This window comes from Sphingomonas sp. TDK1 (assembly GCF_001650735.1).
Taxonomy (GTDB): Bacteria; Pseudomonadota; Alphaproteobacteria; order Sphingomonadales; family Sphingomonadaceae; genus Sphingomonas.
This window is the reverse complement of record NZ_LXVY01000034.1, coordinates 269,385-293,028: the sequence shown is the minus strand read 5'-3', so window position 1 is coordinate 293,028 and position 23,644 is coordinate 269,385. Positions and strand designations below refer to the sequence as shown.

The following is a 23,644-nucleotide window of genomic DNA, read 5'->3' as shown; positions in this document are numbered from 1 at the left end:
CCAGGTCAATGCAGCACGGCGGGGTCTGGTGGTGCAGCCCTGCCGTTGAGGACCGCCGGAAAATCGGTCTTGCGGGCCAGCTGCAGTATTTCGGTCGCACGCTCGACGCCGACGGCGGGGGAGAAAAGATGCCCTTGGCCGAAGGTGCAGCCGATACTGCGCAGGCGCTCGGCCTGGAGTTCCGTCTCGACGCCTTCGGCGATGACCCGCATGTCGAGTTCCTGGGCGATGTGCAGCACGCCCTCGACGATCGCGCGGCTCGCGCTGTTCTGCAGCAACTGATCGGTGAAGCTCTTGTCGATCTTGATGAAGTCGACCGGCATGGTGAGCAGGTGGGTTAGCGAGGCATAGCCCGTACCGAAATCGTCCAGTGCGACCAGCAGGCCCTGGGCTCGGAACCAGCGGAGCGTATCGGCTACTACGGTGTCGCCCTGGCCCAGATACACGGTCTCGGTGATCTCCAGCGTCAGATGATGCAGCGGGACGCCGTAGCGTTGCAGGGTCTCGGGGATCATTTCCCGAAGTCGCGACCCGTGGAAGTCGCTGGACGAAAAGTTCATGCCGATATGCGGCGGCGCGATACCGAGATCGCACCATTGCCGCAGATCGGCCGCCACGCGCTCCAGCATGCGTGCGGTTATAGCGCCGGCGACCTTGCCGTCAGTGGTTGCCTCGAAGAACTCGGCGGCGGACACGATCCGCTCGTCGGTGCGCATGCGGCAAAGCGCCTCAAAGCCGAGGATCGTGCCGGTGCGCAGGTCGATCAGCGGCTGGTAATGGGGCAGCAGCCGGTCTTCGGCGAGCGCGCGTTCGACTGCGCTGATGGCATCCAGCCGTCGCGCCATTCGCGTTGCGATACCGGGCACATAGCGCACATAGCTGCCGCGGGCGGTCTCCTTGGCGTGATACAGGGCGAGATCCGCATTGAGGCGCACCTGCTCGGCGGTTTCCCCTTCACCGATCAGTGCGCCGCCTGCCGTGGCGCGGGGAACGACGTTGCGTTCGCATCCTTCCAGGGGTTGCGCCAGCGCATCGAGGAGGCAACGGGCCGTCGCGGCAGGGTCGGCGAGCGCCGCCGGGCTCTGCAACAACACGGCGAACTCGTCTCCACCCAATCGATAGGCGCGGTCCGGCGCTGCGGCATCTGCCAGGCGACTGGCGGCCTGGATGATCAGGGCATCGCCCGCGACGTGGCCGAACGTGTCGTTGACGATCTTCAGATTGTCGAGATCGAGCAGGATCAATCCCCAGGCTCCCGGTTCGGAGCAGTCGAGATCGCCCAGCGAGGTGTTGAAGGCGGAACGATTGGGTAGCCCCGTGAGGCCGTCGAGCTGCGCGCGGCGTACGTGCTGCGCCCGCCAGATATCCTGTTCGATCGCAATAGCGCACAAATGCAGGCAAACGCGGATGATGCGCCGCTCCAACGGGGTAGGGCCGCGAGGCACCCGGTAATAGAATGCCACCACCCCGGTGACCTCGCCGCGACCGTTCTTGATCGGGTTGGACCAGCAACCGCGCATTTCGAGGGGGCGCGTCAGATCGAGAAACTTCGTCCAGTTGGGATCGCTCTCGATGTCGATGCTGGTATAGGGTTCGCCGAGATAGGCCGCGGCGCCGCAGGAGCCCACCTTCGGACCGATCATCAGCCCGTCGATGGACTGGAGATAATATTCCGGCAGGCTCGGGCCGGCGACGGGGTGCAGTCGGCCTGCGACGTCCACCCTGAGCACCGAACAGCGAACGTCCGGCAAGCGGATTTCGACTTCCCGACACAGGCGATCGGTTGCCGAGGCGAGGTCCACACCCTTGGCGACGAGCTCCAAAATGTTGTTCTGAAGCGAAATGTCCACGCGTGTCGTAACCTTCTGCAGTTGTTTGCAGGTTGCCGCGCGCGATCTTGCATGGGCGATAACGGGGGCTCCGGTAAATCTACGTAGAAATGTAAAAATGCAGCGGTAGGGGGAGGCATGAGCACTTCTATTCACGTTGGCTGCGATCACCCCGAACCGCGCCGGACCCCCGATCGCGTCGGCCGTCGCCGGGCCGCGCAAGAGGACATCGCATGATCCGCGGCGGCCTGGTTTCGGCACTGGCGCTGCTCTTCGCAACGCCGCAGACGGGCGATCTCCCGCCCTATCTGGCTCCCGATCAATATCCGGACGGGATGCGCATCCTGCCGCCGCCGCCCGCCGCCGGCAGCCCGGCGGCGGCGCTGGACATGGCGGTGTACCGGGCAACGCGAAGGCAGGCCGGCACGCCGCGCTGGACGATGGCGACGGAGGATGTGACCAACGATCCGCTACACCGAAACGCCTGCGCGATGGGCATGGTGCTGGATCCCAAGCAAGCGCCGGCCCTGACGCGGCTGCTGGATCGCGCCGGCACCGGTGCGGTGGTCGGCAAGGTCAAGGCAACCTATCAGGTGCCGCGCCCCTATCTTCGCGAGGAGGGGCCGATCTGCGAACCGAAGACAGCGCATCTGGCGAGCAACGGCGACTATCCTTCCGGTCATACCGCCAATGGCTGGCTGGAGGCGCTGATCCTGGCGCAGGTAATCCCGGACAGGGCGACACAGATCCTCGATCGAGGCCGCGCCTATGGCGAAAGCCGCGCGGTCTGCGGCTCGCACAGCAAGAGCGCCGTCGAGGCAGGCTATCTCGCCGGGTCGGCAGTATTCGCCGTGCTCCAGTCCTCGTCCCGCTTCCGCGAGGACGTTGCCGCTGCGCGCGCGGAAGTGGACCGACTGCGGGGGACTGCCTCGAAGCCGGACGGCCAGAGGTGTGCGGCGGAGACGGCTGCGCTGGCCGTCCGTCCCTGGTGATGTGCCGGTGACGGCGCTGTCATGAAGCCGTCGCCGTGCGGGGTCACAAGCGCGACGCTGCATGGGGAATCGGGATGGACGGTGAGAGAGCGACTGCGAAGCCGCAATCTCGTTCGGGGCCTACGCTGTTTCTCGGCGGCCTCGCGGCGTTCGGCGCGTATTTTGCGATGTATGCTTTCCGCAAACCATTCGCAGCGGCGACCTATGCGGATGTCCCGGGGTGGCACTTCGCGATGGATTACAAGAGCGTGCTGCTGATCGCGCAGGTGCTGGGCTATGCGCTTTCCAAGCTGATCGGCGTGCGCGTGATTGCGGAGACGGAGCGCCGCGGGCGGGCCCGCACGATCCTGGTACTCATTTGCGCCGCTTGGCTGGCTTTGCTGGCCTTCGCACGGGTGCCCGCGCCGTGGAACGTGGCCTGCCTGTTCTTCAATGGTCTGCCACTGGGGCTGATCTGGGGGCTGGTGTTCAGCTATGTCGAGGGGCGCCGCGTTTCGGAGCTGATGGGGTCGATGCTGTGTGCCAGCTTTATCCTGTCCTCCGGCGTCGTGAAATCGGTGGCGGTTCTGCTGATGGGCTGGGGCATTCCGGCGCTATGGATGCCGGCGGTGACGGGGCTCGTGTTCGTGCCGATCCTGCTGGTCGCGCTGTGGCAGCTGGAGCGCCTGCCGCCCCCCGATGCCCTGGATGAAGCGGAGCGCACGGTCCGCGTGGCGATGCATGCCGGCGATCGCATTGCCTTTCTGCGTGCGCATGGGGGCGCGCTGGCAATGCTGGTGGCAGGCTATGTGCTGCTCACCGCCTTGCGCGACGTGCGCGACAGTTTCGCGCCGGAGCTGTGGGGCGCGCTGGGTTTCGGCGGCGAGGCCACGGTGTTCGCGGCGAGCGAATTGCCGGTCGCGTTGCTGACTCTCGGCGCGCTGGCGCTGCTGATATTGGTGCGAGACAATCTGCGCGCATTGCTGGCGCTGCATGGGATGATCCTGGCGGGAGCGGCGCTGCTGGGCCTGTCCACCCTCGCGTTTCAAGCCGGGCTGCTGGGGCCGCTTCCCTGGATGATTGCGGCGGGCGCGGGGCTCTATCTTGCCTATACGCCGTTCAATGCCATGCTGTTCGATCGCATGATCGCCACGATCGGGACTGCAGCCAATGCCGGCTTCCTGATCTACATCGCGGATGCCTCGGGCTATGTCGGGAGCGTCGCGCTGTTGCTGTCCCATGCGATAGGCGCGCCGGAAATGCGATGGTTGCCGTTCTTCATTGCGTGCTGTTATCTGACCGCCGTCGCAGTGGCGGGGCTGACGCTGCTGTCCGCGCTGTATTTCCTCCATGGGCGATCCCGTTCGCAGATTGGCGAGATCTGCGAATGTGCTGCCTAGGTTGATCCCGCTTGCGCGTTCCACTAGCCTTAGCAAACGATCGCGCCGGTGCTCCGAAAGGAGCTTAATCGGGAATGCGGTGCGGGGAGCTTCCCCAAATCCGCGGCTGTCCCTGCAACTGTGAGCGGATAGCGCGATGCACTGGCCCCCTACGAGGGGGCGGCCACTGGGCCCGCGGGCCTGGGAAGGCGTGCAGCGTGCCGTGACCCGCAAGCCAGGAGACCTGCCGGCGTCCGGTCGCTCTTGCCCTGGCCCAGGGGATGGCCGAGGCACGGTGTACTCCGTCTGAGCGACGCAAGAGCGGCGGGGCCGCTCGCGGTTGCATGGTCCGGGCGCCTGAAGCGTCCGCTCGGGCCGTTCGACCGGCCGTTCGCGGTAGGGCCCGCCAAGTCGCACGACGCCCGCGGAGTATCGTCTGTTGCCCGTTTCGTCCTTGCGCGTGCGCTTGGTCCTGTTGTTCGCAGGGCTAGTCGCCGCGAACCTCGCTGCCTGGGGCTGGGCGTTCAGCCTGTTCCATGCCCAGCCGCTAATGCTCGGTACCGCGCTGCTCGCCTGGGGGCTTGGCCTGCGCCATGCGGTCGACGCCGATCACATCGCGGCTATCGACAATGTCACTCGCAAGCTCATGAACGATGGCCAGCGGCCGATCGCGACGGGCTTGTGGTTTGCGCTTGGCCATTCGGGCATCATTGCTATCGCCTCGGCCGGGATCGCGCTTACTACCAGCGCGCTGGCAGGGATGGGGGCGTTCAAGGAGGTCGGCGGGGTTGTCGCCACCGCGGTGTCGGCGCTGTTCCTGTTCGCGATCGCGGCGATGAACCTCATCATCCTCCGCTCGGTCTGGAAGACCTTCGCCCATGTGCGCGCGGGCGGCAGCTATGTGGAGGACGACCTCAACCTGCTGCTTGGCGCGCGCGGGCCCTTGTCGGGGCTGTTCCGGCCGATGTTCCGGCTGGTGCGCCACAGCTGGCACATGGCGCCGCTCGGTTTCCTGTTTGGCCTGGGGTTCGACACCGCCACCGAAGTGGCGATCCTCGGCATGTCAGCGGGGCAAGCGGCGCACGGCGTGTCGCTCGGCACGCTCCTCGTCCTGCCGGCGCTGTTCGCAGCCGGGATGGCGCTGATCGATACGCTGGACGGCGTGGTCATGCTCGGCGCCTATCAATGGGCGTTCGTGAAGCCGATCCGCAAGCTCTACTACAACGTCACGATCACGCTGATCTCTGCGTTGGTAGCCATCGTCATCGGCGGCATCGAAACGCTGGCGCTGATCGGAGACAAGATGGGATGGACCAGCGGGCCGTTCGGGCTGGCGGCTGATCTGGGAGCCCATTTCAACGGGCTGGGCTTTGCCATCATCGGGCTGTTCGTTGCCTGCTGGCTGATCAGCTTCGCCATCTATCGCTGGCAGAGGCTGGACGAGATCGAGGTGCGGGTCTAGAGGATGCAGGGAAGGCTTTTCAGCCTTCGAAGATCGCGCCGGTGCTCCGTAGAAGGAGCTTAATCGGGAATGCGGTGCGGGGGTTCACCCCCAAATCCGCGGCTGTCCCTGCAACTGTGAGCGGATAGCGCGATGCACTGGCTCCCCTGGAGGAGCAGCCACTGGGCCGATCGGGCCTGGGAAGGCGTGCAGCGTGCCGTGACCCGCAAGCCAGGAGACCTGCCGGCGCAACGGTCGCTCTTGCCTTGGTCCAGGGGATGGCCGCGGCACGGTCTTGCTTCCGTTCGAGCGACGAAGCTGTGCGGCTGGGGCTGCACGGTCGTGTGGTGATGGGTGCTCTTCGCGCCCGCCCGTCGTCGCGCGCTGACCGGAACCCGTTCCGGCAAGCCCCGCCTGTTCGCTCCGGCGCGGGGGAAGATATGCATGACCGACCTGGCCAAGGTTCCCGTTACCATCGTCACCGGTTTTCTCGGTGCAGGCAAGACGACGCTGATCCGTCATCTGATCCAGAACGCGGGCGGGCGCCGGCTCGCGGTGGTCGTCAACGAATTCGGGACGTTGGGCGTCGACGGCGAGATCCTGAAATCCTGCGCCATTCCCGACTGCCCCGCCGAGAATATCGTCGAGCTGGCCAATGGCTGCATCTGCTGCACCGTCGCGGACGACTTCATCCCAACGGTCGAGCGGCTGCTCGCCCTCGATCCCCGACCGGATCACATCCTGATCGAAACCTCGGGCCTCGCGCTGCCCAAGCCGTTGCTCAAGGCGTTCGACTGGCCGGCGATCCGCAGCCGTATCACGGTGGACGGGGTATTGGCCCTTGCCGATGCGGAAGCCGTGGCGGAGGGGCGGTTCGCGCCCGACCTCGTTGCGCTCGAGGCGCAGCGGGCAGCCGATCCCGGGATCGACCATGAGACGCCGCTTGCCGAGGTGTTCGAGGACCAACTCGCCTGCGCCGACATGGTGCTGCTGACCAAGGTCGACCTGGCGGGACCGGAAGGCGTCGCGGCAGCCCGCGCGGTGATCGCGGCTGAAGCGCCCCGTCCGGTGCCGGTGATCGAGATCCGCGAGGGCGCGATCGATCCGCGCGTGATCCTTGGGCTGGGTGCGGCGGCGGAAGACGATCTCGCCGCGCGTCCCTCGCATCATGACGGTGCCGACGATCACGAGCATGAGGATTTCGACAGCACCGTGGTGACGTTCGGCGAAATCGCGGACCCGGCCGATCTGGTCGTCCGCATCGAGCGTCTCGCCCGCGAGCATCACGTCCTGCGCGTAAAGGGCTATGCGGCCGTGATCGGCAAGCCGATGCGGCTGCTCGTACAGGCGGTCGGGGGGCGGGTGCGCCACCAATATGATCGCCCTTGGCGCCCCGGCGAGCCGCGCGGCACCGCATTGGTCGCGATCGCCGAGCATGACCATGTGCACCCGGAAGCGTTCCGCGCGGTGCTCGCCGGCTGAGGTACGCGGACGATGCATGTCCTTTTCCGCGAGACGCACGGGCTGGAGGAGAATGCGGTTCCCCAGGACCTCGGGCAGGCGCCCGCGGACCTGGTGGTTCTGTCTTTTTCCGACAGCGATCTCGGCGCGTTCGCGGCGGCATGGCACGGGGATTGCGACCGCTTGCCTTCGCTGCGCCTGGCGAACCTTGCGGCACTGATGCATCCGCTTTCGGTCGACACCTATGTCGAGCGGACGCTGGCGGGGGCCAAGGGGATCCTCATCCGGCTGATCGGAGGCATGCCCTATTGGAGCTATGGGCTGCAGCAGGTGGAGGCACTGGCGCGGGAGCGGGGGATCGCGCTTGCGGTGCTGCCGGCGGACGGGCGGCCGGATCCTCGGCTGGACGCGGCCTCCACGGTTTCGAGCGACGTGCTGCGGGAACTCGCCGGGCTGTGCGACGCAGGCGGGGCCGGTGCGGCCCGCGCGGCTCTGACGGTGCTCGCCGGGTCGGCAGGCATGGAGGGCGTCGGCGCTACGGACCATCTGCGATTGCCGTCCGCCGGGTTCTGGCATCCGCGTCATGGAGCCTTTGTTCCTTCCGATGCCCTCTCGGAAGGTGCGGGGAAGACGGGCGAAGAAGGCTGGTCGCCAAGCGGAAAGCCGTTGATCGCGATCGTCTTTTACCGATCCTATCTGGTCGCCTGTGACGTCGACCCGTTCGTAGCGCTGCATGAGGCGTTCGAGGCCAGAGGCTATGACGCAATCTCGATCTTCGCGCCGTCGCTGAAGGCGCCCGATGCCCGGAGGCAGATCGAGCGATGGCTTTCCGATCTCGCGCCGGTCGCCGTGGTCAACGCTACGGCATTTTCCGCCCGTGACGAGCAGGGCCGTACGCCGCTCGACGGTGCGGGCGTGCCCGTCTTCCAGCTTGCACTAGCGACATCCACCTACCAGGCTTGGGCCGAGGCCGATCGCGGCTTGTCGCCTGCCGACCTGGCGATGCACGTCGTCCTGCCCGAATTAGATGGGCGCGTGTTCGCGGGCGTCGCAAGTTTCAAGCAAGCGGAAGCGCGCGACGAAGCGCTCGGTTTCGCCCGCACGGTGCACCGTGCGGACCCGGATCGGATTGCCGCGATCGTCGGCCGGATCGCGGGCTGGATCGCGCTCGGTGCGCAGCCGGCGGATGCGCGGCACGTCGCGCTGGTCCTCTCCACCTATCCGGGCAAGTCGCATCAGATCGCTCATGCGGTTGGGCTGGACGCGATCGCCTCGGCAGAAGCGATCGCTGCAGATTTGGGGCAGTCGGTTCGGGATCTGCCTGCGCGATTGACGGCGGAAGCGCTCGAATGGCCGCTCGAGGAATATCGGGCCCGCCTGCTGGCACTTCCCGACACCTTGCGCGGCGCGGTTGATGCCGCGTGGGGCGCACCAGAACGGGACTCTCTGGTTCGCGACGGGGTCTTCCGCTTTCCAGCGTTTCGGAGTGGCAACCTGTTGATCGCCCTGCAACCGGAGCGGGGCGATCGAGTTGGTCGGGAGGACAGCTATCACGACGTCGGCCGGGTGCCGTGCCATGGCTATGTCGCCTTCTATCTATGGCTGCGTGCGCAAGGGATCGATGCGCTGGTCCATATCGGCGCACACGGCACGCTCGAATGGCTGCCGGGCAAGGCGGTGGCGCTGTCGGACAGATGCTGGCCCGAGATACTGACGACCGGGTTGCCGATCCTCTACCCCTTCATCGTCAACGATCCGGGCGAAGCGGCCCAGGCCAAGCGCCGCACGGGCGCGGTGACGATCGGGCATCTGCCGCCTCCGCTCAGGACCGCAGGCACCGGAGCCGGGCTGGAGCGGATCGAGGCACTGCTAGACGAATTTTCCAATGCGGTCGGGCTGGACCCCGCGCGGCGCGATCGGCTGCAGGGCGCGATCCGCGACGAGGCGCGGGCCGTTGGACTCGATGCCGAACTGGGCCTGGATGACGCCCTCGGCACGGCCGAGGCGATCCTGCGCATCGACCGCTTCGTCTGCGATGTGAAGGAAGGCCAGTTCGGGGACGGTCTGCATATCTTCGGCCGCGGCGCCTGCGGTGCTGCGGAGCGCGACGGGCTGCTTGCCGGGCTGGACGGAAGGCGGGTGCCGGCCGGACCTTCGGGGTCGCCGTTCCGCGGACGGACCGACGTGTTGCCGACCGGACGCAACCTCTATGCGATCGACCCGCGCGCCGTGCCGTCGCGCGCTGCCCATTCCCAAGGGATCGTGTTGGCCGACGAATTGATCCGGCGGCATTTGCAGGACCATGGCGACTATCCCAAGGGTCTGGTGGTGGACTTGTGGGGTTCCGCTACGATGCGAACCGCCGGCGAAGAATTCGCGATGGCGCTGCATCTGCTGGGCGCCGCGCCAGTCTGGGATGTTGCCTCGGAGCGCGTGTCCGGCGTCGAGATCCTGCCGATCGCGATGCTCGACCGCCCGCGAATCGACGTGACCCTGCGTGTCTCCGGCCTGTTCCGCGATGCCTTTCCGACGCTTCCGCAACTGTTCGGCCAAGCCGTACGGGCACTCGCGACGCGCGACGAACCTGCCGAATGGAATCCGTTCTACGGCAAGCAGACCGCTCCCAGGGTGTATGGGCCGCAGCCGGGCAGCTATGGGCTTGGGCTGGGGGATGCCGCCGAGACCTATGACGCCGAGGCCCGACGTGCGGCGGGAGAGGCGTGGTTCGCCGCCTCGGATCACGCGTTCGACGGAAGGGACGCACAGCATGATCCGGGGGGCATTCGCGAGCGGGTGGCACAGGCGGATGCCTTTGTTCATCTCCAGGACCTGCCCGAGACGGACCTGCTGCTCGCCGCCGATTACGCATCGCACGAGGCGGGCTTTGCTGCGGCCAAGACTGCGATCGGCGGGCGCGCCGCGCTGTACCATCTGGATTCCCGCGATGCTGACCGGCCGGTCGCACGGCCGTTGAGGGAGGAAATCGCCCGCGTCGTCCGGTCGCGTGCGGCACATCCAGGTTGGATCGAAGGCATGATGCGCCACGGCTTTCGCGGCGCGGCGGAGATCGCGGCCACGCTCGATCATCTCGGTGCCTTCGCCCATCTGGCGGGGGCGGTGCAGCCCCAGTTGTTCGATCTATATTATGATGCGACGCTCGGCAACGCGGATGTCCGGCGATTTCTGGCCCGCGAAAATGCAGCGGCGTTGCAGGCGATGGAAGCCCGCTTCGCGGCGCTCCATGCCGCCGGTCTCTGGCAGACCCGCCGCAATTCCATCCTCGCAGCGCTGGGGGGCGCTTCATGAGCGCGTTCGTGGTGCGCGGCTGGTGCCCCGATGCATGGCGTCCGATGGCGGCGGGGGATGGATTGCTGGTCCGCGTGAAGCCACGGCTCGGCCGCCTTACGCGTGCGCAATTGCTCGGGCTGTCCGATGCTGCGACGGCCTATGGCAACGGGCTGATCGACGTGACGAGCCGCGCCAACCTCCAGCTTCGCGGCGTCTCCGGGAGCGGTTGGCGGGTGCTGGTGGAGCGGCTGATCGCGCTCGATCTGGTCGATGCGGATCCGGTACGGGAAAAGCGGCGGACTCTGCTCGTCGCACCCGATTGGCAGGTGGGCGACGACACGCACCGGATCGCGACGGACCTGCTGAACATGCTGGAAGCGTTGCCGGATCTTCCCGGCAAGCTAGGGTTCGTGATCGATGCGGGCGCCGCGCCGCTGCTGGGCGACGCGCCGGGTGACTTTCGGATCGAGCGGGGCAGCACAGGTTCGTTGATCCTGCGTGCCGAAGGGCGGGCCTGCGGCGCAGCGCTTGTGCGCGGGGAGGAAGCCGCAAGCCTGGTCCGGCTGGCGCATTGGTTCGTCGAGAGCGGCGGAACTGCCGTCGGGCGAATGGGCCGGCACGGGGCGGCATTGCCGGCGTGGGCCGCCGGGGAAATCAAACCCGCTGCAGCCGGTACCCCGATCATGCCGGGGCCGCACCTGCTCGGCACGGCGGTGGGCGTCCCTTTCGGGCAAATCGACCCGCAGGCGATGGCCGCGCTTGCAGCGGATACGCTCGTCGCCCTGCGGATCACGCCGTGGCGCGTCCTGTTGGCGGAGGGGGCGACGATGGCCGATCCCCGGCTGATCACGGACGCGGCGGATCCCTTGCTTCGCACCGATGCGTGCGTCGGTGCGCCGGCTTGCCCGCAGGCGAGCATCGATACCCGTACGCTTGCCCGCACGCTCGCGCCTTTCGTCTCCGGCCGTCTCCATGTCTCGGGCTGCGCCAAGGGATGTGCGCGCGCCGGACGCGCCGAGGTCGTCGTGACCGGGCGGGACGGCATGCTCGATCTTGCCTTCGATGCGCGTGCCGGCGCGCCCGCCGCCCAGCGCGATCTGCACCCGTCCGCGCTGCTGTCCCTCTTCGGAACCGACTGATGCCCCATATCTACGAAACCGATGGCGCTGCCATCTATCGCCAATCCTTCGCGACGATCCGCGCCGAAGCCGATCTCGTACGCTTTTCGGCCGAGGAGGAGCCGGTGGCGGTACGGATGATCCATGCCGCCGGCATGGTCGAGCTGGCCGACCATATCCGCTTTTCGGGCGACTTCGCGGCTGCCGCACGCAGCGCGCTCGCTGCCGGTGCGCCGATTTTGTGCGACGCGCGAATGGTGTCCGAAGGGATTACGCGCGGCCGGTTGCCTGCAAACAACGCTGTTCTCTGTACCCTACACGAGGCCCAGGTGCCGGCCCTGGCGCAAACGATGGGCAATACGCGTTCGGCCGCAGCGCTCGAACTGTGGCGCCCCAACCTTGCCGGCGCGGTCGTGGCGATCGGCAATGCGCCGACGGCACTGTTCCACCTGCTGAACATGCTGGAAGACCCGGCATGTCCCCGGCCGGCTGCCGTCATCGGTTGTCCGGTCGGCTTCGTGGGCGCGGCCGAGTCCAAGGCCGCCTTGTGGGAGGCACCGCCCGTGCCCTGCTGCATCGTGGAGGGACGACTGGGCGGCAGCGCGATCACCGTCGCCGCGATCAATGCGCTCGCGAGCCGCGCCGAATGAGCCTCGGAACCGTTCACGGCGTCGGGCTCGGTCCCGGTGCGCCGGACCTGCTCAGCGTGCGCGCCGACCGGCTCGTGCGGAGTGCCCGGCACGTCGCCTATTTCCGCAAAGCGGGACGACCGGGCCAGGCCCGGCGCATCGCGGAAGGCATGTTGCGCGCCGACGCTGTCGAACTGCCGATGGAATATCCGGTGACGACCGAGATCCCGGTCGCCGACCCGCGCTACAACGCCTGCCTTTCCGTCTTCTATGCGGAATGCACCGATCGGCTGCTCGCCCTGACGCGGGCGGGCGAGGACGTGGTGGTACTTTGCGAAGGAGACCCCTTCTTCTACGGCTCGTTCATGCATCTGCATTCCCGTCTTTCGGGGCAGGTGCCGGTAGCGGTCGTGCCGGGGATCACCGGCATGGCCGGGGCGTGGAACGCGACCGGGCAGCCCATCACTTGGGGCGACGACGTGCTGACGATCGCGATGGCGACGCTGCCCGAGGAGGAACTCATTCGCCGCATCCGCGATACCGACGCGCTGGTGGTGATGAAGATCGGCCGTAATCTCGCCAAGCTGCGACGCGCCGTCGCTGCCGCCGGCCGCGAGGCGGAGGCGTGGCTGGTGGAGCACGCGGCGATGCCCGAACAGCGCGTGACGCCGCTGGCCGAGGCAACGCAGGTCACCCCCTATTTCTCGATCCTGCTGATCCACGGTAGAGGGCGCCGCCCGTGACCGGGTGGCTGGTCATTGCAGGGCTGGGGCCGGGAGATCCGGAACTGGTGACCCCGGAAGTCACCGCCGCGCTCGGCGAGGCGACGGACGTGGTCGGCTACTTCCCCTATGTCGCGCGTGTCGCGCCGCGCGAAGGTCTCGTGCTCCACGGGTCCGACAATCGGGTGGAGCTCGATCGGGCCGCGCTTGCGCTGGACCTAGCCGTGCAGGGACGACGCGTGGTGGTGGTTTCCTCCGGCGATCCCGGCGTCTTCGCCATGGCGGCTGCCGTGTTCGAGGCGCTGGAAACCGGGCCGTCGGCGTGGCGCGCCCTCGATATCCAGGTGCTTCCGGGGATTACCGCGATGCTGGCGGCAAGCGCGCGGGCAGGGGCACCGCTCGGGCATGATTTCTGCGCGATCAATCTTTCGGACAATCTCAAGCCTTGGGCACTGATCGAGAAAAGACTTCGGCTGGCGGCGGAGGCCGATTTCGCCATGGCCTTCTACAATCCCCGGTCCAAGGCGCGGCCGGAGGGTTTCGCGCGCGCGCTGGAGGTCCTGCGGGAAAGCTGCGGCGAGGATCGCCTCATCCTGTTTGCCCGCGCCGTCTCCATGCCGGAAGAGGAATTGCGGATCGTCCGCCTCGGTGATGCCACGCCGGCAATGGCCGACATGCGCACCATGGTGATCGTCGGGTCGAGCCGATCGAGGCTGGTAGCGCGGGAGGGCAGGCCGATCTTCTACACCCCGCGATTCGTGGAGGCGCAGGCATGAGCCAGCCACGCGAGCGCATCCGCTGGTTCCGTGACTTCGGTGCGCGGAGGGAGTGCCGGTCGATCAATCATTACGACAGGAACGTCGAGGGCCCGGGCGGCGAGCAGCTTTGCTTCGGCGCCGCGCCCGCCGGCATTCTTGCACACGACCAGATCGATCGCGTGCGCTTCCATGAGCGCCCGGTCGCCCTCCACCGTGAACGGACCGCGATCGACGACGAGGTGGTGATTGGGCAGTGCCGGGGCGGTGCCGGGGTGGTCCACGAAGCGCAGGACATAGTGGTGCTGCGGTTGCGCGGCAAAGTCTTCGACATGCATCCGGCCCAAGGCCAGCAGGATATTGCGGGGCGGACCGAAAAGCGCCGCGACGGCAGCCGCGATGTCCGGCACGCGCGTCCAGCGGTCGCCCCGAGCCGGCGACCAGGGCGGGCGGGTGAGGGCGAGCAGCGGCACGCCGGCTGCCTGCGAAGCGGCGACGGCGTTGGCGCTCATCGTTGCAGCGAACGGGTGGGTCGCGTCGATCAGGTGGGTCACCCCCTGCGCGCGCAGATACTGCGCCAGGCCCTCCATGCCGCCGAAACCGCCGATCCGTACCGGAATGGGCTGCCGGCGCGGCTTGTCCGTGCGGCCGGCATAGCTCAGCGTCGCCGCTATCCCCTGCTCGCCGAGCAGGCGCGCCAGTGCGCTGGCTTCGGTGGTACCGCCCAGCAACAGGACATTCGGCATGGCTGAGTTCCCCTGGCTGACGATCGTCGGGATCGGCGAAGATGGTTGGGATGGGCTTTCCCGCGCCGCGCGAACGGCGCTGGAAGCGGCGGAGCTGGTGATGGGATCTTCCCGCCATCTCGCGCTGGTGCCGGCGCTTACGGTCGAGACGCGCGAATGGCCAGTCCCCTTCGCAGCGGGGATTCCGCTGCTCTTGGAAGCCCGGGGACGTCGCGTCGTGATGCTTGCCTCGGGCGACCCTTTCTGGTTCGGGGCGGGGACCAGCGTGACGCGGCATCTCGCGCCGGGGGAATGGGTCGCACATCCGGCGCCGTCGAGCTTTGCGCTGGCTGCTGCACGTCTGGGGTGGTCGCTGCAGGACAGCATTTGCCTCGGACTGCATGCGGCACCATTCGGGCGCCTGCGCCCGCATCTTGCGCCCGCGTCTCGGTTGCTGTTGCTGATCCGCGACGGCGTGGCGGCATCGACACTGGCCAGCTATCTGGAGGGCGCTGGCTTCGGAGCCTCCGTTCTACACATATTGGAGGCGCTGGGCGGCCCGCGTGAGCGGATCCGGCAGTGCCTGGCGGAGGCGTTCGATCTCGAGGATGTCGCGCATCCCGTCCTGATTGGTGTCGAGGTGCGGGGCGTCGGTGAAGCTCTGCCCAGGGCTTCGGGGCTGGACGACGCATGGTTCGCGTCGGATGGACAGATGACCAAGCGCCCCGTCCGCGCGCTGACGCTCTCTGCGCTCGCGCCGCGGCCGGGGGAGTTATTGTGGGATCTTGGCGCCGGATCCGGCTCGGTCGGGATCGAATGGTTGCTCGCCCACCCTGCCATGCGCGCGGTGGCGGTCGAGGCGGATGCAACGCGGGCGGCGCGGGCGCAGGCGAACGCCGCTGCGTTGGGCGTGGACCGGTTGCAGCTCTGCATCGGTCGAGCGCCAGAGATCTTGCCGCGGGAAACGCCGGATGCCGTATTCATCGGTGGCGGGCTTTCGGCCGCGCTTCTGGAGGCGCTGTGGGCGCGACTGCCGACCGGTACGCGTATCGTGGCGAACGCCGTGACCCTCGAGTCCGAAGCGCTCCTGGCGGTCTGGCAGAGAGAGAGGGGCGGCACGCTGTTGCGGATCGAACTGGCGGATGCCGCGCCGCTCGGCAGCCGGACGGGCTGGCGCGCGCGCTATCCTGTGGTGCAGTGGAGTGTCACGCGATGATCGTCGCCGGCTTCGGCTATCGCAGCGGGGCTACCGTCGCGTCGCTGCGTGCAGCATTGGCGGCTGCCCAGGCGGAAGCGCCGCCGATCACCCATGTCGCTACGCTGGCGGACAAGCTCCCGCTTCTCGCCGAACTGGGGCTGCCCGCGATCGGACTGGACACGCTGGACGGGATCGACACGCCGACCCGCTCCGCCGCCAGTCTGGCCGCGCGCGGCTCTGGCAGCGTGGCCGAAGCCAGCGCGCTTGCCGCAGCCGGCATGGGCAGCCGCTTGCTGGCACGCCGCCACATCTCCCCCGATCGCCTGGCGACTTGCGCCATTGCCGAAGGAACCTGTTCATGACCGTCCATTTCATCGGTGCCGGCCCGGGTGCCCCGGACCTGCTGACCCTCCGCGGTCGCGACCTGATCGCAGCGAGCCCCGTCTGCCTCTATGCCGGCTCGCTGATCCCAGAGGCCATTCTCGCCCATTGCCCGCCCGGCGCCAGGATCGTGAATACCGCGCCGATGGATCTGGACGCCATCATTGCGGAAATCGCCGCCGCCCATGCCGCCGGACAGGATGTCGCGCGGCTACATTCGGGCGATCTCTCCGTGTGGTCGGCGATGGGGGAGCAACTGCGTCGCCTGCGAGCGCTCGGCATTCCCTTTACGGTCACGCCCGGTGTGCCGTCCTTCTCGGCTGCAGCCGCAGCGCTGGAGGCGGAGCTGACCCTTCCGGCGCTGGGCCAGTCGCTGGTCCTGACCCGTACGCCGGGACGCGCCAGCAGGATGCCCGAAAAGGAAAGCCTGACCAATTTCGCGGCTACCGGTGCCACGCTGGCCATCCACCTTTCCATCCACAATCTCGCGACCGTCGTGCGGGATCTGCTGCCCGCCTATGGCGCAGATTGCCCCGTCGCCGTCGTCTGGCGGGCGAGCTGGCCCGATCAGCGGATCGTGCGCGCGACCCTGGGGACGGTGGAGACGGCAGTCGCGGGTAGCATGGAGCGCACAGCGCTGATCTTGGTCGGGCGGGTTCTCGCTGCCGAGGATTTTGTCGAGAGCAGCCTGTATGCGCCCGGTTACGACCGGCGCTTCCGGCCGCAGGATGCACGTTCGCCCTTCGCGGGGGCGGGCGAATGACACCGCCCGGCCTGATCATTGCGGCTCCTGCGTCTGGCACCGGCAAGACAACGGTCATGCTCGGCCTGCTTCGCGCGCTGGCCGAGGACGGGGTGGTCGTACAGCCGTTCAAAAACGGCCCCGATTACATCGATCCGGCATTTCACCGGGCCGCGTGCGGACGTGCTTCGTTCAATCTCGACAGCTGGGCAATGGCTCGGGGCCTGCTGGAGGCCATAACCCTGCAGGCGCACGAAGCGGACCTGGTGGTCGCCGAAGGGTCGATGGGACTTTTCGACGGGGTCGCCACCACCGGCGCGAGCGGCACCGGCGCTACCGCAGAACTTGCGCGCCGCTGGGGGTGGCCGGTCGTGCTGGTCATCGACGTGTCCGGCCAGGCGCAGTCGGCAGCGGCGACAGCGCTCGGCTTTTCGCGCCTCGACCCGCGGATGCCCTTTGCGGGCGTCATTCTCAATCGCGTGGCCAGCCCGCGCCACGAGCGGCTGGTGCGGGCGGGCATGGCGGCGGCGGGCATTCCGGTGCTCGGGGCCTTGCCGCGCCGGGCGGATCTGGCGTTGCCCGAGCGGCATCTCGGGCTCGTGCAGGCTGTGGAGCATCCGGATCTCGATCGGTTGATCGCGGGCTACGCGGCATTCGTCCGGGAGCATCTGGATCTCGCTGCGATCCGGCGTGCAGCGGCCTCCCATTCGGCTCCAGAGGTTGAGCGGGGGACAGCCCGCCTCGCCAAGCCGCCCGCCCAGCGGATCGCGATTGCGCAGGATGCTGCCTTTTCGTTTCTTTACCCGCATCTTCTGCACGGGTGGCGAAACGCCGGCGCCGAGATTCGAACCTTTTCTCCGCTGGCGGATGAAGCGCCGGATGATGACGCCGACCTTGTCTGGCTGCCGGGGGGCTATCCCGAACTTCACGCCGGCACCCTTGCGGCAGCGGCCTGCTTTTTGGACGGGCTACGGCGCCACGCCGCGACCCGCCCGGTGCATGGCGAGTGCGGCGGCTACATGGTGCTGGGCGAGGCGCTGATCGACAAGTCCGGCGAGAGCCACCGGATGGCGGGCTTACTTGGGCTTGTCACCAGCCATGCGCAGCGCCGCATGCACCTCGGCTATCGGCGTGCTTTGCTGCTCGCGCCCATGGCGGGTATAGCCCCGGGGACCATGCTTTCGGGGCATGAATTCCATTACTCGACGATCGTCTCGCAGGCCGACGCCCCGCTGGCGGACGTGGTGGACGCCGAGGGGAAGGCTGTCGCTGAAACCGGATCGGTGCGCGGGAAGGTGACGGGCAGCTTCTTCCACCTGATCGCGGCAGGGGCCTCATGATCAGCCTCAAACTGATCGGTATCGGGACGGGCGATCCCGCGCATCTGACCGGCGAGGCCGTGCGCGTGCTGAACGCGGCGGACCTGATCCTGTTGCCGCGCAAGGACAATGCGGCCGAGCTCGCCGACCTGCGTCGCAGGGTATGTGATGCCGTGCTCACGCGGGACGTGCCGATGGTCGCGTTCGACATGCCGGTGCGATCCGGGGCCGGAGGGTATCTCCAGGCGGTCCGGGACTGGCATGACGCCATCGCGGTTGCCTGGCGCTCGACGATCGACGCCCATCTTCCCGATGGCGGCACGGTCGCGCTGCTCGTGTGGGGTGATCCCTCGCTCTACGACAGCACGTTGCGGATTGCGGCGCGGCTGCCCGGGATGGACGTGTCGGTGGTGCCGGGCATCACCAGCATCCAGTTGCTCACCGCCGCCCATGCGATCCCGCTCAATCCGCTGGCGGGCGCCGTCCTGATAACCACCGGCCGTTTGCTTCGCGCCCATGGCTGGCCCGCGGGTGCCGACACGATCGTAGTGATGCTCGACGGCGGCTGCGCGTTCGAGATGCTCGAACCCGGCGGGCTTCACATTTGGTGGGGCGCCTATCTCGGCATGCCGCAACAGGCGCTCGATCACGGCCCGCTGGCCGAGGCCGGCCCGCGCATCCTGGCTACCCGCGCGGACCTGCGCGCCCGCCATGGCTGGATCATGGACGTCTATCTGCTTCGAAAGGATTCCCAATGACCCGCGACGACGCTGCGCATGCGGAGAAGATGCGCAAGATCCAGGCCGCCCGCGCCACGATGATGGAGAGCAAGACCGAGGAAAAGGGCCTGCTGATCGTCCATACCGGCAAGGGCAAGGGCAAGAGCAGCGCCGCCATGGGCATGGTCGTCCGCGCGATCGGCCATGGCATGAAGGTCGGCGTCGTCCAGTTCATCAAGGGCGCCATGATGACCGGCGAGAAGGCGGTATTCGATGCCTTTCCGGAGCAGGTCGAGTTCAAGCCGATGGGCGAAGGCTTTACCTGGGACACGCAGGACCGCGCCCGGGACATCGCCGTGACGCGGACCGCTTGGGAGGAGGTGAAGCGGATGATCGCCGATCCTGCCTATGACATGGTGCTCGCGGACGAGCTCAACATCGCGCTCCGCTATGACTATCTGCCGCTCGACGAGGTGCTGGAAGTGTTCGCCGCGCGCCCGGCGATGCAGCACGTCGTCGTCACCGGCCGCAACGCGCCCGACGCGTTGATCGAGGCAGCCGACCTGGTGACCGAGATGACGCAGGTGAAGCATCCGTTCCGATCCGGCGTGAAGGCGCAGAAGGGTATCGAGTTCTGAACGCGCCGCCCGCCTTCGACGCCGCTTTTCTGCACGGCTTCGACACGTTGCTCCGTTGGCGGCGTGACGTGCGCCACTTCGCGACGCGTCCGATCGCTGAGGATGCGATGCGGGCGCTGCTGGAGACCGCTGCGTTGGCGCCATCGGTTGGCAACGCCCAGCCGTGGCGTTTCGTCCGTCTGCGATCCGCAGCCATTCGCGCTGCCCTGATCGAACATGTCGACGCCGAAAATATGCGTGCCGCCGAAGGCTATGCGGGCACGGACCGGCAATCTGCCTATCGCGCGCTCAAGCTTCACGGATTGCGCGAGGCGCCAGAATTGCTGGCCGTGTTCTGCGACGAGCATCCCGAGGCCGGGCATGGGCTGGGGATCGCGACGATGCCGGAGATGCTGCGCTATTCCTGCGTAACCGCCGTCCATACGATGTGGCTTGCCGCGCGCGCACGGGGAATCGGGCTCGGCTGGGTGTCGATCCTGGCACCCGAGCCGGTGACGAGGCTGCTCGGCGTCCCCGCAGACTGGACGCTGGTTGCGCTGCTCTGCCTTGGCTATCCCGCCGAGGCTTCCGAAACCCCCGAGCTGGAACGCCACGGCTGGCAGGCGCGCGAGCCCCTGGCCGACCGGTTGTTCGAACGCTGATTTCCAAGGAGACCCTCATGATGCTTACCCCCGTGGAAGACGGGCCCGCCATCGTCGTTTGCAGCACCTGCCGCTTCAGCAAGGATGCGCGCGAGAACCAGGAGGGACGTCGCGGCGGCGCGCTGCTGGCCGACGCACTGGTCGCCGCGCGCGACGCCGACCCGCGCTATGCGGGCGTCGCAATCCAACAGATGCCGTGCCTGTTCGCCTGCACCGAACATTGCGCCGTACATCTCCGCGCGCCGAACAAGGTCGGCTATGTCCTCGGCCGCTTCGCGCCGGACGCTGACGCGGCCGTCGCGATCCTCGACTATGCCGCGCATTATGTGGCGAGCGACCATGGGCGCGTGCCGTTCGCGCAATGGCCGCAGGGGGTGAAGGGCCATTTCATCGTCCGCGTGCCGCCGGCGGGGCAGGTGGTGGAGGGCTAATCGCCCTCCGCGCCGAGCAGCGGGAGCAGGATCGTCTCGATCGCCTGCGCGACACCGTCCGCTTCGTTGGATCCGGTGACCTTCGTCGCGGCAGCCCGCACCGCATCCGGCGCCTGTCCCATCGCAATGGACAGCCCCGCGCGCGCGAACATCGGCAGGTCGTTATACTGGTCGCCGATCACCGCGACCTCCGCAAGAGGCACGCCCATCGCCCGCGCGAGTGCCGCGATGCCGTCGCCCTTGTTGGCGGCGGGGGCGGTGACGTCGAGATAATAGGGCTGCGATCGCGCCACGTTCGCCGTTTCGCCCAGTTCGTCCGCTAACTCTGCTTCGAGCGCGGCGAGCATGGCATGCTCCGAGGAGACGGCGACGATCTTATCCGCGCCGTCGAGCAGCGGGCCGAAATCGCTGCACACCACCGGTTCCTGCGCAGAGGCGACCCGCTCCCGGGGGGTGTAATGATCGTCCAGCTTGTCGGTATGCCACTGGCCTTTGGCGAAGAGCCAGCGGATCACGTTCGGCCGGGCGAGGCGATCGAGTGTCCGCGCGGCGACATCCCGATCGAGGTGTGTTGCGGAAAGGATCTCACCATCGACCCGCACGATCGTACCACCGTTGAAAGCGCCGACCGGCGTAGTGAGGCCCAGCCGCTGTGCGATCCACAACAGACCGCTAGGTGGCCGGGCGCTGATCAGCGACACAGGGACACCCGCCGCGGTCAGCCGCCGCACCGCTGCCACCACCGGCTCGCCGAGGCTCTTGTCAGGCCGCACCAGCGTGCCATCGATGTCGGAAAGGAAAAGGCCCAGTTTCATGCTATCTCGTGCCAGCTGCGCCCGTCCCGCGCGAGCAGCGCGTCGGCGGATTGAGGGCCGGTGCTGCCGGCAGGATAGTCGTCCGGCGACCCCGAGCGCCAAGCGTCGAGCAGGGGCTGCACCGCCCGCCAGCCGCCCTCGATCTGGTCGGCACGCTGGAACAGGCTCTGGTCGCCGATCAGCACGTCATAGAGCAGCGTCTCGTACCCGGTCCGATGGCCCAGGTCGAACGCGTCAGCATAGGTGAAGGTAAGGCTGGCCGGCACCATCTTGACCAGCGGCCCGGGCAGCTTGACCGCCATTTCCATCGTGAGCGCCTCGCCCGGCTGGATCTGGAGGATCAGCCGATTGGGCGGAAGCTCCGTATTCGGCGTGTTGCGGAACAGGGTGGGCGGCACCTCGCGGAAATGGATCACGATCTCGGTGTCGCGGGCGGCCATCGCCTTGCCGGTGCGGAGGTAGAAGGGGACCCCGTGCCAGCGCCACGTCTCCACTGCGACCTTCAGCGCGACGAAGGTTTCGGTGTGGCTGTCCGGCGCGACATCGGGCGTGTCCGCATAGGCGGGCACGGCCTGGCCGCCGGCCTCGCCCGCCAGATAGCGTCCGCGTACGGCGTCCTCTGGCTGGATCGGCGCGACCGCAGCGATGACTTTGGCCTTTTCGGAACGGACCGCCTCGGCATCGAAGCTGTTCGGCGGTTCCATCGCCACGAGTGCGAGCAGCTGAAACAGGTGGTTCGGCACCATGTCTCGGAGCGCTCCGGTCTCGTCGTAGAACTTGCCCCGGTTTCCCACTGCGACGGTTTCGGCCGCCGTGATCTCCACATGGTCGACATAGCGGTTGTTCCAAACCGCTTCGGTCAACGCATTGCCGAACCGCGCAACGGTGATGTTCTGCACCGTTTCCTTGCCGAGAAAATGGTCGATCCGGTAGACCTGCGCCTCTTGCGCGTGCTCGAGCAGGCGCGCATTCAGCGCCTGTGCAGACGCCAGATCGGTGCCGAACGGCTTTTCGACGACTAGGCGTCGAAAGCCGTCGGTTTCGTCGAGCAAGCCGATGCTCCCCAGCTTCTCGCCGATCGGTCCGAAAAACGCGGGTGCGGTGGCGAGGTAGAAAATGGCGTTGCCGGCAAGCCGCTGTTTCAGCTCCCTATAGAGCGCATCATCGGTGAAATCGCCCTGCAGATACGCGATGCGGGGCGCCCAGCGCTCCCAGGCGTCCCCATCCGTGCCCGGTTCGACGAAGCTTTTCAGCTTCTCGCGCAGGGCATCGTCATCGCCTTTGCCATGGCTGATGCCGAGCAGTGTCGTCGCGCTGTCCAGCAACCCGTCGCGCTCGAGATGGACAAGCGCCGGCATCAACAGGCGACTGGCGAGATCGCCCATCGCCCCGAAGATGACCAGCGTCGCGGCGGGAGCCGGCGGCGCGTCGTTCATTGCGGCATCTCGACATGTCCGCCAAAGCCGAAGCGCATGGCGGAGAGCAGCTTGTCGCCGAAAGTATTCTCTACCCGACTGCGATAACGGGCGAACAGCGCAGCGGAGAGGACATAGACAGGCACGGCCTCTTCCATCGCCGCGTCGATCGTCCAGCGGCCTTCGCCGGAATCTGCCACCTTGCCGCTATAGCCGTCCAGCGTTCCGTCCTTGGCCAGCGCCTGCGCCGACAGGTCGAGCAGCCACGAGGAGATGACCGATCCGCGACGCCAGACTTCGGCGATGTCGGTCAGGTTGAGGTCGAAGCGTTCCTCCTCGGGCAGCTTGTCGGATGCCTTGCTCTTCAGCACGTCAAAGCCTTCGGCATAGGCCTGCATCAGGCCGTATTCGATGCCGTTATGAACCATCTTCACGAAATGCCCCGAACCGGCGGGGCCGCAATGGATATAGCCCTTTTCGGCACGCGGATCATACCCTTCGCGGTCGCCACGCTCGACCGTACGCGGGATCGTGCCGAGACCCGGCGCCAGCGCATCGAAGATCGGATCGAGCAGGTCGACCGCTTCCTTCTCGCCGCCGATCATCATGCAGAAGCCCCGCCGAAGCCCCCACACACCGCCCGAGGTGCCCACGTCCACATAATGGAGCTGGCGTGCGGCTGCCGTCTTCGCGCGGCGGATGTCGTCCTTGTAGAAGCTGTTGCCGCCGTCGATGATGATATCGCCCGGTTCAGCTGCTGCCATCAGCGCCTCTACGGTGCTCTCGGTCGGGTCACCGGCGGGCAGCATCACCCAGAAGATGCGCGGTGCCGTCATCTTGGCGACCACATCTTCCAATGAAGTGGCGGCAGTGGCGCCGTCCTTGGCGATCGCTTCGACGGCTTCGCTACTGCGGTCATAGGCCACGATCTCATGGCCGTGTTCCATCAGTCGGCGCCCGATCCCCGCACCCATGCGGCCGAGGCCGATCATCGCAAGACGCATCCGGTATATTCCTTTTCGCTAAA

General features: G+C 67.4%; 22 protein-coding genes and 2 riboswitches. Of the genes, 17 read left to right on the top strand and 5 right to left on the bottom strand.

From position 1 onward, the window contains the following. Nucleotides 1–5: 5 nt before the first annotated feature. Entirely contained in the window at nucleotides 6–1,850 is a 1,845-nt protein-coding gene (locus A7X12_RS18025) for a sensor domain-containing phosphodiesterase (RefSeq protein ID WP_064312825.1), read from the bottom strand. 212 nt (nucleotides 1,851–2,062) lie between these two features. Here A7X12_RS18025 and A7X12_RS18020 point away from each other — a divergent pair, with 212 nt between their 5' ends. The 9 genes from A7X12_RS18020 (at nucleotide 2,063) to cobJ (ending at nucleotide 13,614) form a co-directional block, all read left to right on the top strand. Then, nucleotides 2,063–2,821: an acid phosphatase gene (locus A7X12_RS18020; protein WP_064312824.1), complete on the top strand. Its 759-nt coding sequence runs from the start codon at nucleotides 2,063–2,065 to the stop codon at nucleotides 2,819–2,821. Nucleotides 2,822–2,895: 74 nt separating this feature from the next. Continuing rightward, nucleotides 2,896–4,200 carry a DUF5690 family protein gene (locus tag A7X12_RS18015; protein ID WP_064312823.1) on the top strand — a complete coding sequence of 435 codons (1,305 nt, stop codon included), beginning with the start codon at nucleotides 2,896–2,898 and terminating at the stop codon, nucleotides 4,198–4,200. 29 nt (nucleotides 4,201–4,229) lie between these two features. Beyond that, a riboswitch (cobalamin riboswitch) is annotated at nucleotides 4,230–4,445 on the top strand. Between the two features lie 173 nt (nucleotides 4,446–4,618). Then, on the top strand, nucleotides 4,619–5,641 hold the full coding sequence (locus tag A7X12_RS18010) for a HoxN/HupN/NixA family nickel/cobalt transporter (RefSeq protein ID WP_232318567.1): 1,023 nt from the start codon (nucleotides 4,619–4,621) through the stop codon (nucleotides 5,639–5,641). 22 nt (nucleotides 5,642–5,663) lie between these two features. Next, a riboswitch (cobalamin riboswitch) is annotated at nucleotides 5,664–5,882 on the top strand. A 182-nt stretch (nucleotides 5,883–6,064) separates the two neighbouring features. After that, on the top strand, nucleotides 6,065–7,102 hold the full coding sequence (gene cobW / locus A7X12_RS18005) for a cobalamin biosynthesis protein CobW (RefSeq protein ID WP_064312821.1): 1,038 nt from the start codon (nucleotides 6,065–6,067) through the stop codon (nucleotides 7,100–7,102). A gap of 12 nt (nucleotides 7,103–7,114) precedes the next feature. Next, nucleotides 7,115–10,387, top strand: coding sequence for a cobaltochelatase subunit CobN (gene cobN / locus A7X12_RS18000; protein ID WP_064312820.1), 3,273 nt, complete (start codon nucleotides 7,115–7,117; stop codon nucleotides 10,385–10,387). After that, nucleotides 10,384–11,508, top strand: a complete 1,125-nt coding sequence (locus tag A7X12_RS17995; protein ID WP_064312819.1) for a cobalamin biosynthesis protein CobG — start codon at nucleotides 10,384–10,386, stop codon at nucleotides 11,506–11,508. The genes cobN and A7X12_RS17995 overlap by 4 nt, the downstream gene beginning before the upstream one ends. Then, a complete protein-coding gene (locus tag A7X12_RS17990; protein WP_064312818.1) occupies nucleotides 11,508–12,137 on the top strand; it encodes a precorrin-8X methylmutase in 630 nt (209 codons plus the stop codon). Before A7X12_RS17995 ends, A7X12_RS17990 begins: the two co-directional genes overlap by 1 nt. Further along, on the top strand, nucleotides 12,134–12,859 hold the full coding sequence (gene cobI, locus A7X12_RS17985; RefSeq protein ID WP_064312817.1) for a precorrin-2 C(20)-methyltransferase: 726 nt from the start codon (nucleotides 12,134–12,136) through the stop codon (nucleotides 12,857–12,859). The genes A7X12_RS17990 and cobI overlap by 4 nt, the downstream gene beginning before the upstream one ends. Beyond that, entirely contained in the window at nucleotides 12,856–13,614 is a 759-nt protein-coding gene (gene cobJ / locus A7X12_RS17980; RefSeq protein WP_064312816.1) for a precorrin-3B C(17)-methyltransferase, read from the top strand. Before cobI ends, cobJ begins: the two co-directional genes overlap by 4 nt. On the opposite strand, the gene A7X12_RS17975 is transcribed toward cobJ, so the two are convergent. Beyond that, the gene (locus A7X12_RS17975; RefSeq protein ID WP_064312815.1) at nucleotides 13,581–14,339 is read right to left on the bottom strand and encodes a cobalt-precorrin-6A reductase; all 759 of its coding nucleotides are present in this window, start codon (nucleotides 14,337–14,339) and stop codon (nucleotides 13,581–13,583) included. The two genes, cobJ and A7X12_RS17975, sit on opposite strands and share 34 nt — an antisense overlap. On the opposite strand from A7X12_RS17975, the gene A7X12_RS17970 reads away from it, so the two are divergent. The 8 genes from A7X12_RS17970 to A7X12_RS17935 are packed head-to-tail and all read left to right on the top strand — an operon-like array spanning nucleotide 14,338 to nucleotide 20,387. Beyond that, entirely contained in the window at nucleotides 14,338–15,534 is a 1,197-nt protein-coding gene (locus A7X12_RS17970) for a bifunctional cobalt-precorrin-7 (C(5))-methyltransferase/cobalt-precorrin-6B (C(15))-methyltransferase (RefSeq protein ID WP_064312814.1), read from the top strand. The two genes, A7X12_RS17975 and A7X12_RS17970, sit on opposite strands and share 2 nt — an antisense overlap. Beyond that, a complete protein-coding gene (locus A7X12_RS17965; protein ID WP_064312813.1) occupies nucleotides 15,531–15,878 on the top strand; it encodes a cobalamin biosynthesis protein in 348 nt (115 codons plus the stop codon). The genes A7X12_RS17970 and A7X12_RS17965 overlap by 4 nt, the downstream gene beginning before the upstream one ends. Further along, the gene (cobM, locus tag A7X12_RS17960; RefSeq protein WP_064312812.1) at nucleotides 15,875–16,660 is read left to right on the top strand and encodes a precorrin-4 C(11)-methyltransferase; all 786 of its coding nucleotides are present in this window, start codon (nucleotides 15,875–15,877) and stop codon (nucleotides 16,658–16,660) included. Before A7X12_RS17965 ends, cobM begins: the two co-directional genes overlap by 4 nt. Beyond that, complete coding sequence (locus tag A7X12_RS17955) at nucleotides 16,657–17,979, top strand: cobyrinate a,c-diamide synthase (RefSeq protein ID WP_064312811.1); 1,323 nt, start codon at nucleotides 16,657–16,659, stop codon at nucleotides 17,977–17,979. The genes cobM and A7X12_RS17955 overlap by 4 nt, the downstream gene beginning before the upstream one ends. Further along, nucleotides 17,976–18,716 carry a precorrin-6A synthase (deacetylating) gene (gene cobF, locus A7X12_RS17950; RefSeq protein WP_064312810.1) on the top strand — a complete coding sequence of 247 codons (741 nt, stop codon included), beginning with the start codon at nucleotides 17,976–17,978 and terminating at the stop codon, nucleotides 18,714–18,716. Before A7X12_RS17955 ends, cobF begins: the two co-directional genes overlap by 4 nt. Then, nucleotides 18,713–19,315 (top strand): cob(I)yrinic acid a,c-diamide adenosyltransferase, encoded by a 603-nt coding sequence (cobO, locus tag A7X12_RS17945; RefSeq protein ID WP_064312809.1) that lies wholly within the window; start codon nucleotides 18,713–18,715, stop codon nucleotides 19,313–19,315. Before cobF ends, cobO begins: the two co-directional genes overlap by 4 nt. After that, nucleotides 19,312–19,956 (top strand): 5,6-dimethylbenzimidazole synthase, encoded by a 645-nt coding sequence (bluB, locus tag A7X12_RS17940; RefSeq protein ID WP_064312808.1) that lies wholly within the window; start codon nucleotides 19,312–19,314, stop codon nucleotides 19,954–19,956. Before cobO ends, bluB begins: the two co-directional genes overlap by 4 nt. 20 nt (nucleotides 19,957–19,976) lie before the next feature. Further along, on the top strand, nucleotides 19,977–20,387 hold the full coding sequence (locus A7X12_RS17935; protein ID WP_064313053.1) for a DUF1636 domain-containing protein: 411 nt from the start codon (nucleotides 19,977–19,979) through the stop codon (nucleotides 20,385–20,387). Here A7X12_RS17935 and A7X12_RS17930 read toward each other — a convergent pair. Genes A7X12_RS17930 through gnd form a run of 3 tightly spaced genes read right to left on the bottom strand, consistent with a single transcriptional unit; the run spans nucleotide 20,384 to nucleotide 23,621 of the window. After that, on the bottom strand, nucleotides 20,384–21,202 hold the full coding sequence (locus tag A7X12_RS17930; protein ID WP_064312807.1) for a Cof-type HAD-IIB family hydrolase: 819 nt from the start codon (nucleotides 21,200–21,202) through the stop codon (nucleotides 20,384–20,386). The two genes, A7X12_RS17935 and A7X12_RS17930, sit on opposite strands and share 4 nt — an antisense overlap. Beyond that, nucleotides 21,199–22,638 carry a glucose-6-phosphate dehydrogenase gene (gene zwf / locus A7X12_RS17925; protein WP_064312806.1) on the bottom strand — a complete coding sequence of 480 codons (1,440 nt, stop codon included), beginning with the start codon at nucleotides 22,636–22,638 and terminating at the stop codon, nucleotides 21,199–21,201. The genes A7X12_RS17930 and zwf overlap by 4 nt, the downstream gene beginning before the upstream one ends. Then, complete coding sequence (gnd, locus tag A7X12_RS17920; RefSeq protein WP_064312805.1) at nucleotides 22,635–23,621, bottom strand: phosphogluconate dehydrogenase (NAD(+)-dependent, decarboxylating); 987 nt, start codon at nucleotides 23,619–23,621, stop codon at nucleotides 22,635–22,637. Before gnd ends, zwf begins: the two co-directional genes overlap by 4 nt. Nucleotides 23,622–23,644 lie beyond the last annotated feature (23 nt).

What these genes read in the sequence shown, in the direction of transcription:
- zwf (WP_064312806.1), bottom strand. Translation starts at nt 22,638, where the DNA reads ATGAACGACGCGCCGCCGGCTCCCGCCGCGACGCTGGTCATCTTCGGG.
- cobM (WP_064312812.1), top strand. Translation starts at nt 15,875, where the DNA reads ATGACCGTCCATTTCATCGGTGCCGGCCCGGGTGCCCCGGACCTGCTG.
- A7X12_RS17935 (WP_064313053.1), top strand. Translation starts at nt 19,977, where the DNA reads ATGCTTACCCCCGTGGAAGACGGGCCCGCCATCGTCGTTTGCAGCACC.
- A7X12_RS17930 (WP_064312807.1), bottom strand. Translation starts at nt 21,202, where the DNA reads ATGAAACTGGGCCTTTTCCTTTCCGACATCGATGGCACGCTGGTGCGG.
- cobN (WP_064312820.1), top strand. Translation starts at nt 7,115, where the DNA reads ATGCATGTCCTTTTCCGCGAGACGCACGGGCTGGAGGAGAATGCGGTT.
- A7X12_RS17975 (WP_064312815.1), bottom strand. Translation starts at nt 14,339, where the DNA reads ATGCCGAATGTCCTGTTGCTGGGCGGTACCACCGAAGCCAGCGCACTG.
- A7X12_RS18020 (WP_064312824.1), top strand. Translation starts at nt 2,063, where the DNA reads ATGATCCGCGGCGGCCTGGTTTCGGCACTGGCGCTGCTCTTCGCAACG.
- A7X12_RS17995 (WP_064312819.1), top strand. Translation starts at nt 10,384, where the DNA reads ATGAGCGCGTTCGTGGTGCGCGGCTGGTGCCCCGATGCATGGCGTCCG.
- A7X12_RS17990 (WP_064312818.1), top strand. Translation starts at nt 11,508, where the DNA reads ATGCCCCATATCTACGAAACCGATGGCGCTGCCATCTATCGCCAATCC.
- cobF (WP_064312810.1), top strand. Translation starts at nt 17,976, where the DNA reads ATGATCAGCCTCAAACTGATCGGTATCGGGACGGGCGATCCCGCGCAT.
- A7X12_RS17955 (WP_064312811.1), top strand. Translation starts at nt 16,657, where the DNA reads ATGACACCGCCCGGCCTGATCATTGCGGCTCCTGCGTCTGGCACCGGC.
- A7X12_RS17965 (WP_064312813.1), top strand. Translation starts at nt 15,531, where the DNA reads ATGATCGTCGCCGGCTTCGGCTATCGCAGCGGGGCTACCGTCGCGTCG.
- gnd (WP_064312805.1), bottom strand. Translation starts at nt 23,621, where the DNA reads ATGCGTCTTGCGATGATCGGCCTCGGCCGCATGGGTGCGGGGATCGGG.
- A7X12_RS18015 (WP_064312823.1), top strand. Translation starts at nt 2,896, where the DNA reads ATGGACGGTGAGAGAGCGACTGCGAAGCCGCAATCTCGTTCGGGGCCT.
- cobI (WP_064312817.1), top strand. Translation starts at nt 12,134, where the DNA reads ATGAGCCTCGGAACCGTTCACGGCGTCGGGCTCGGTCCCGGTGCGCCG.
- A7X12_RS17970 (WP_064312814.1), top strand. Translation starts at nt 14,338, where the DNA reads ATGGCTGAGTTCCCCTGGCTGACGATCGTCGGGATCGGCGAAGATGGT.
- cobO (WP_064312809.1), top strand. Translation starts at nt 18,713, where the DNA reads ATGACCCGCGACGACGCTGCGCATGCGGAGAAGATGCGCAAGATCCAG.
- cobW (WP_064312821.1), top strand. Translation starts at nt 6,065, where the DNA reads ATGACCGACCTGGCCAAGGTTCCCGTTACCATCGTCACCGGTTTTCTC.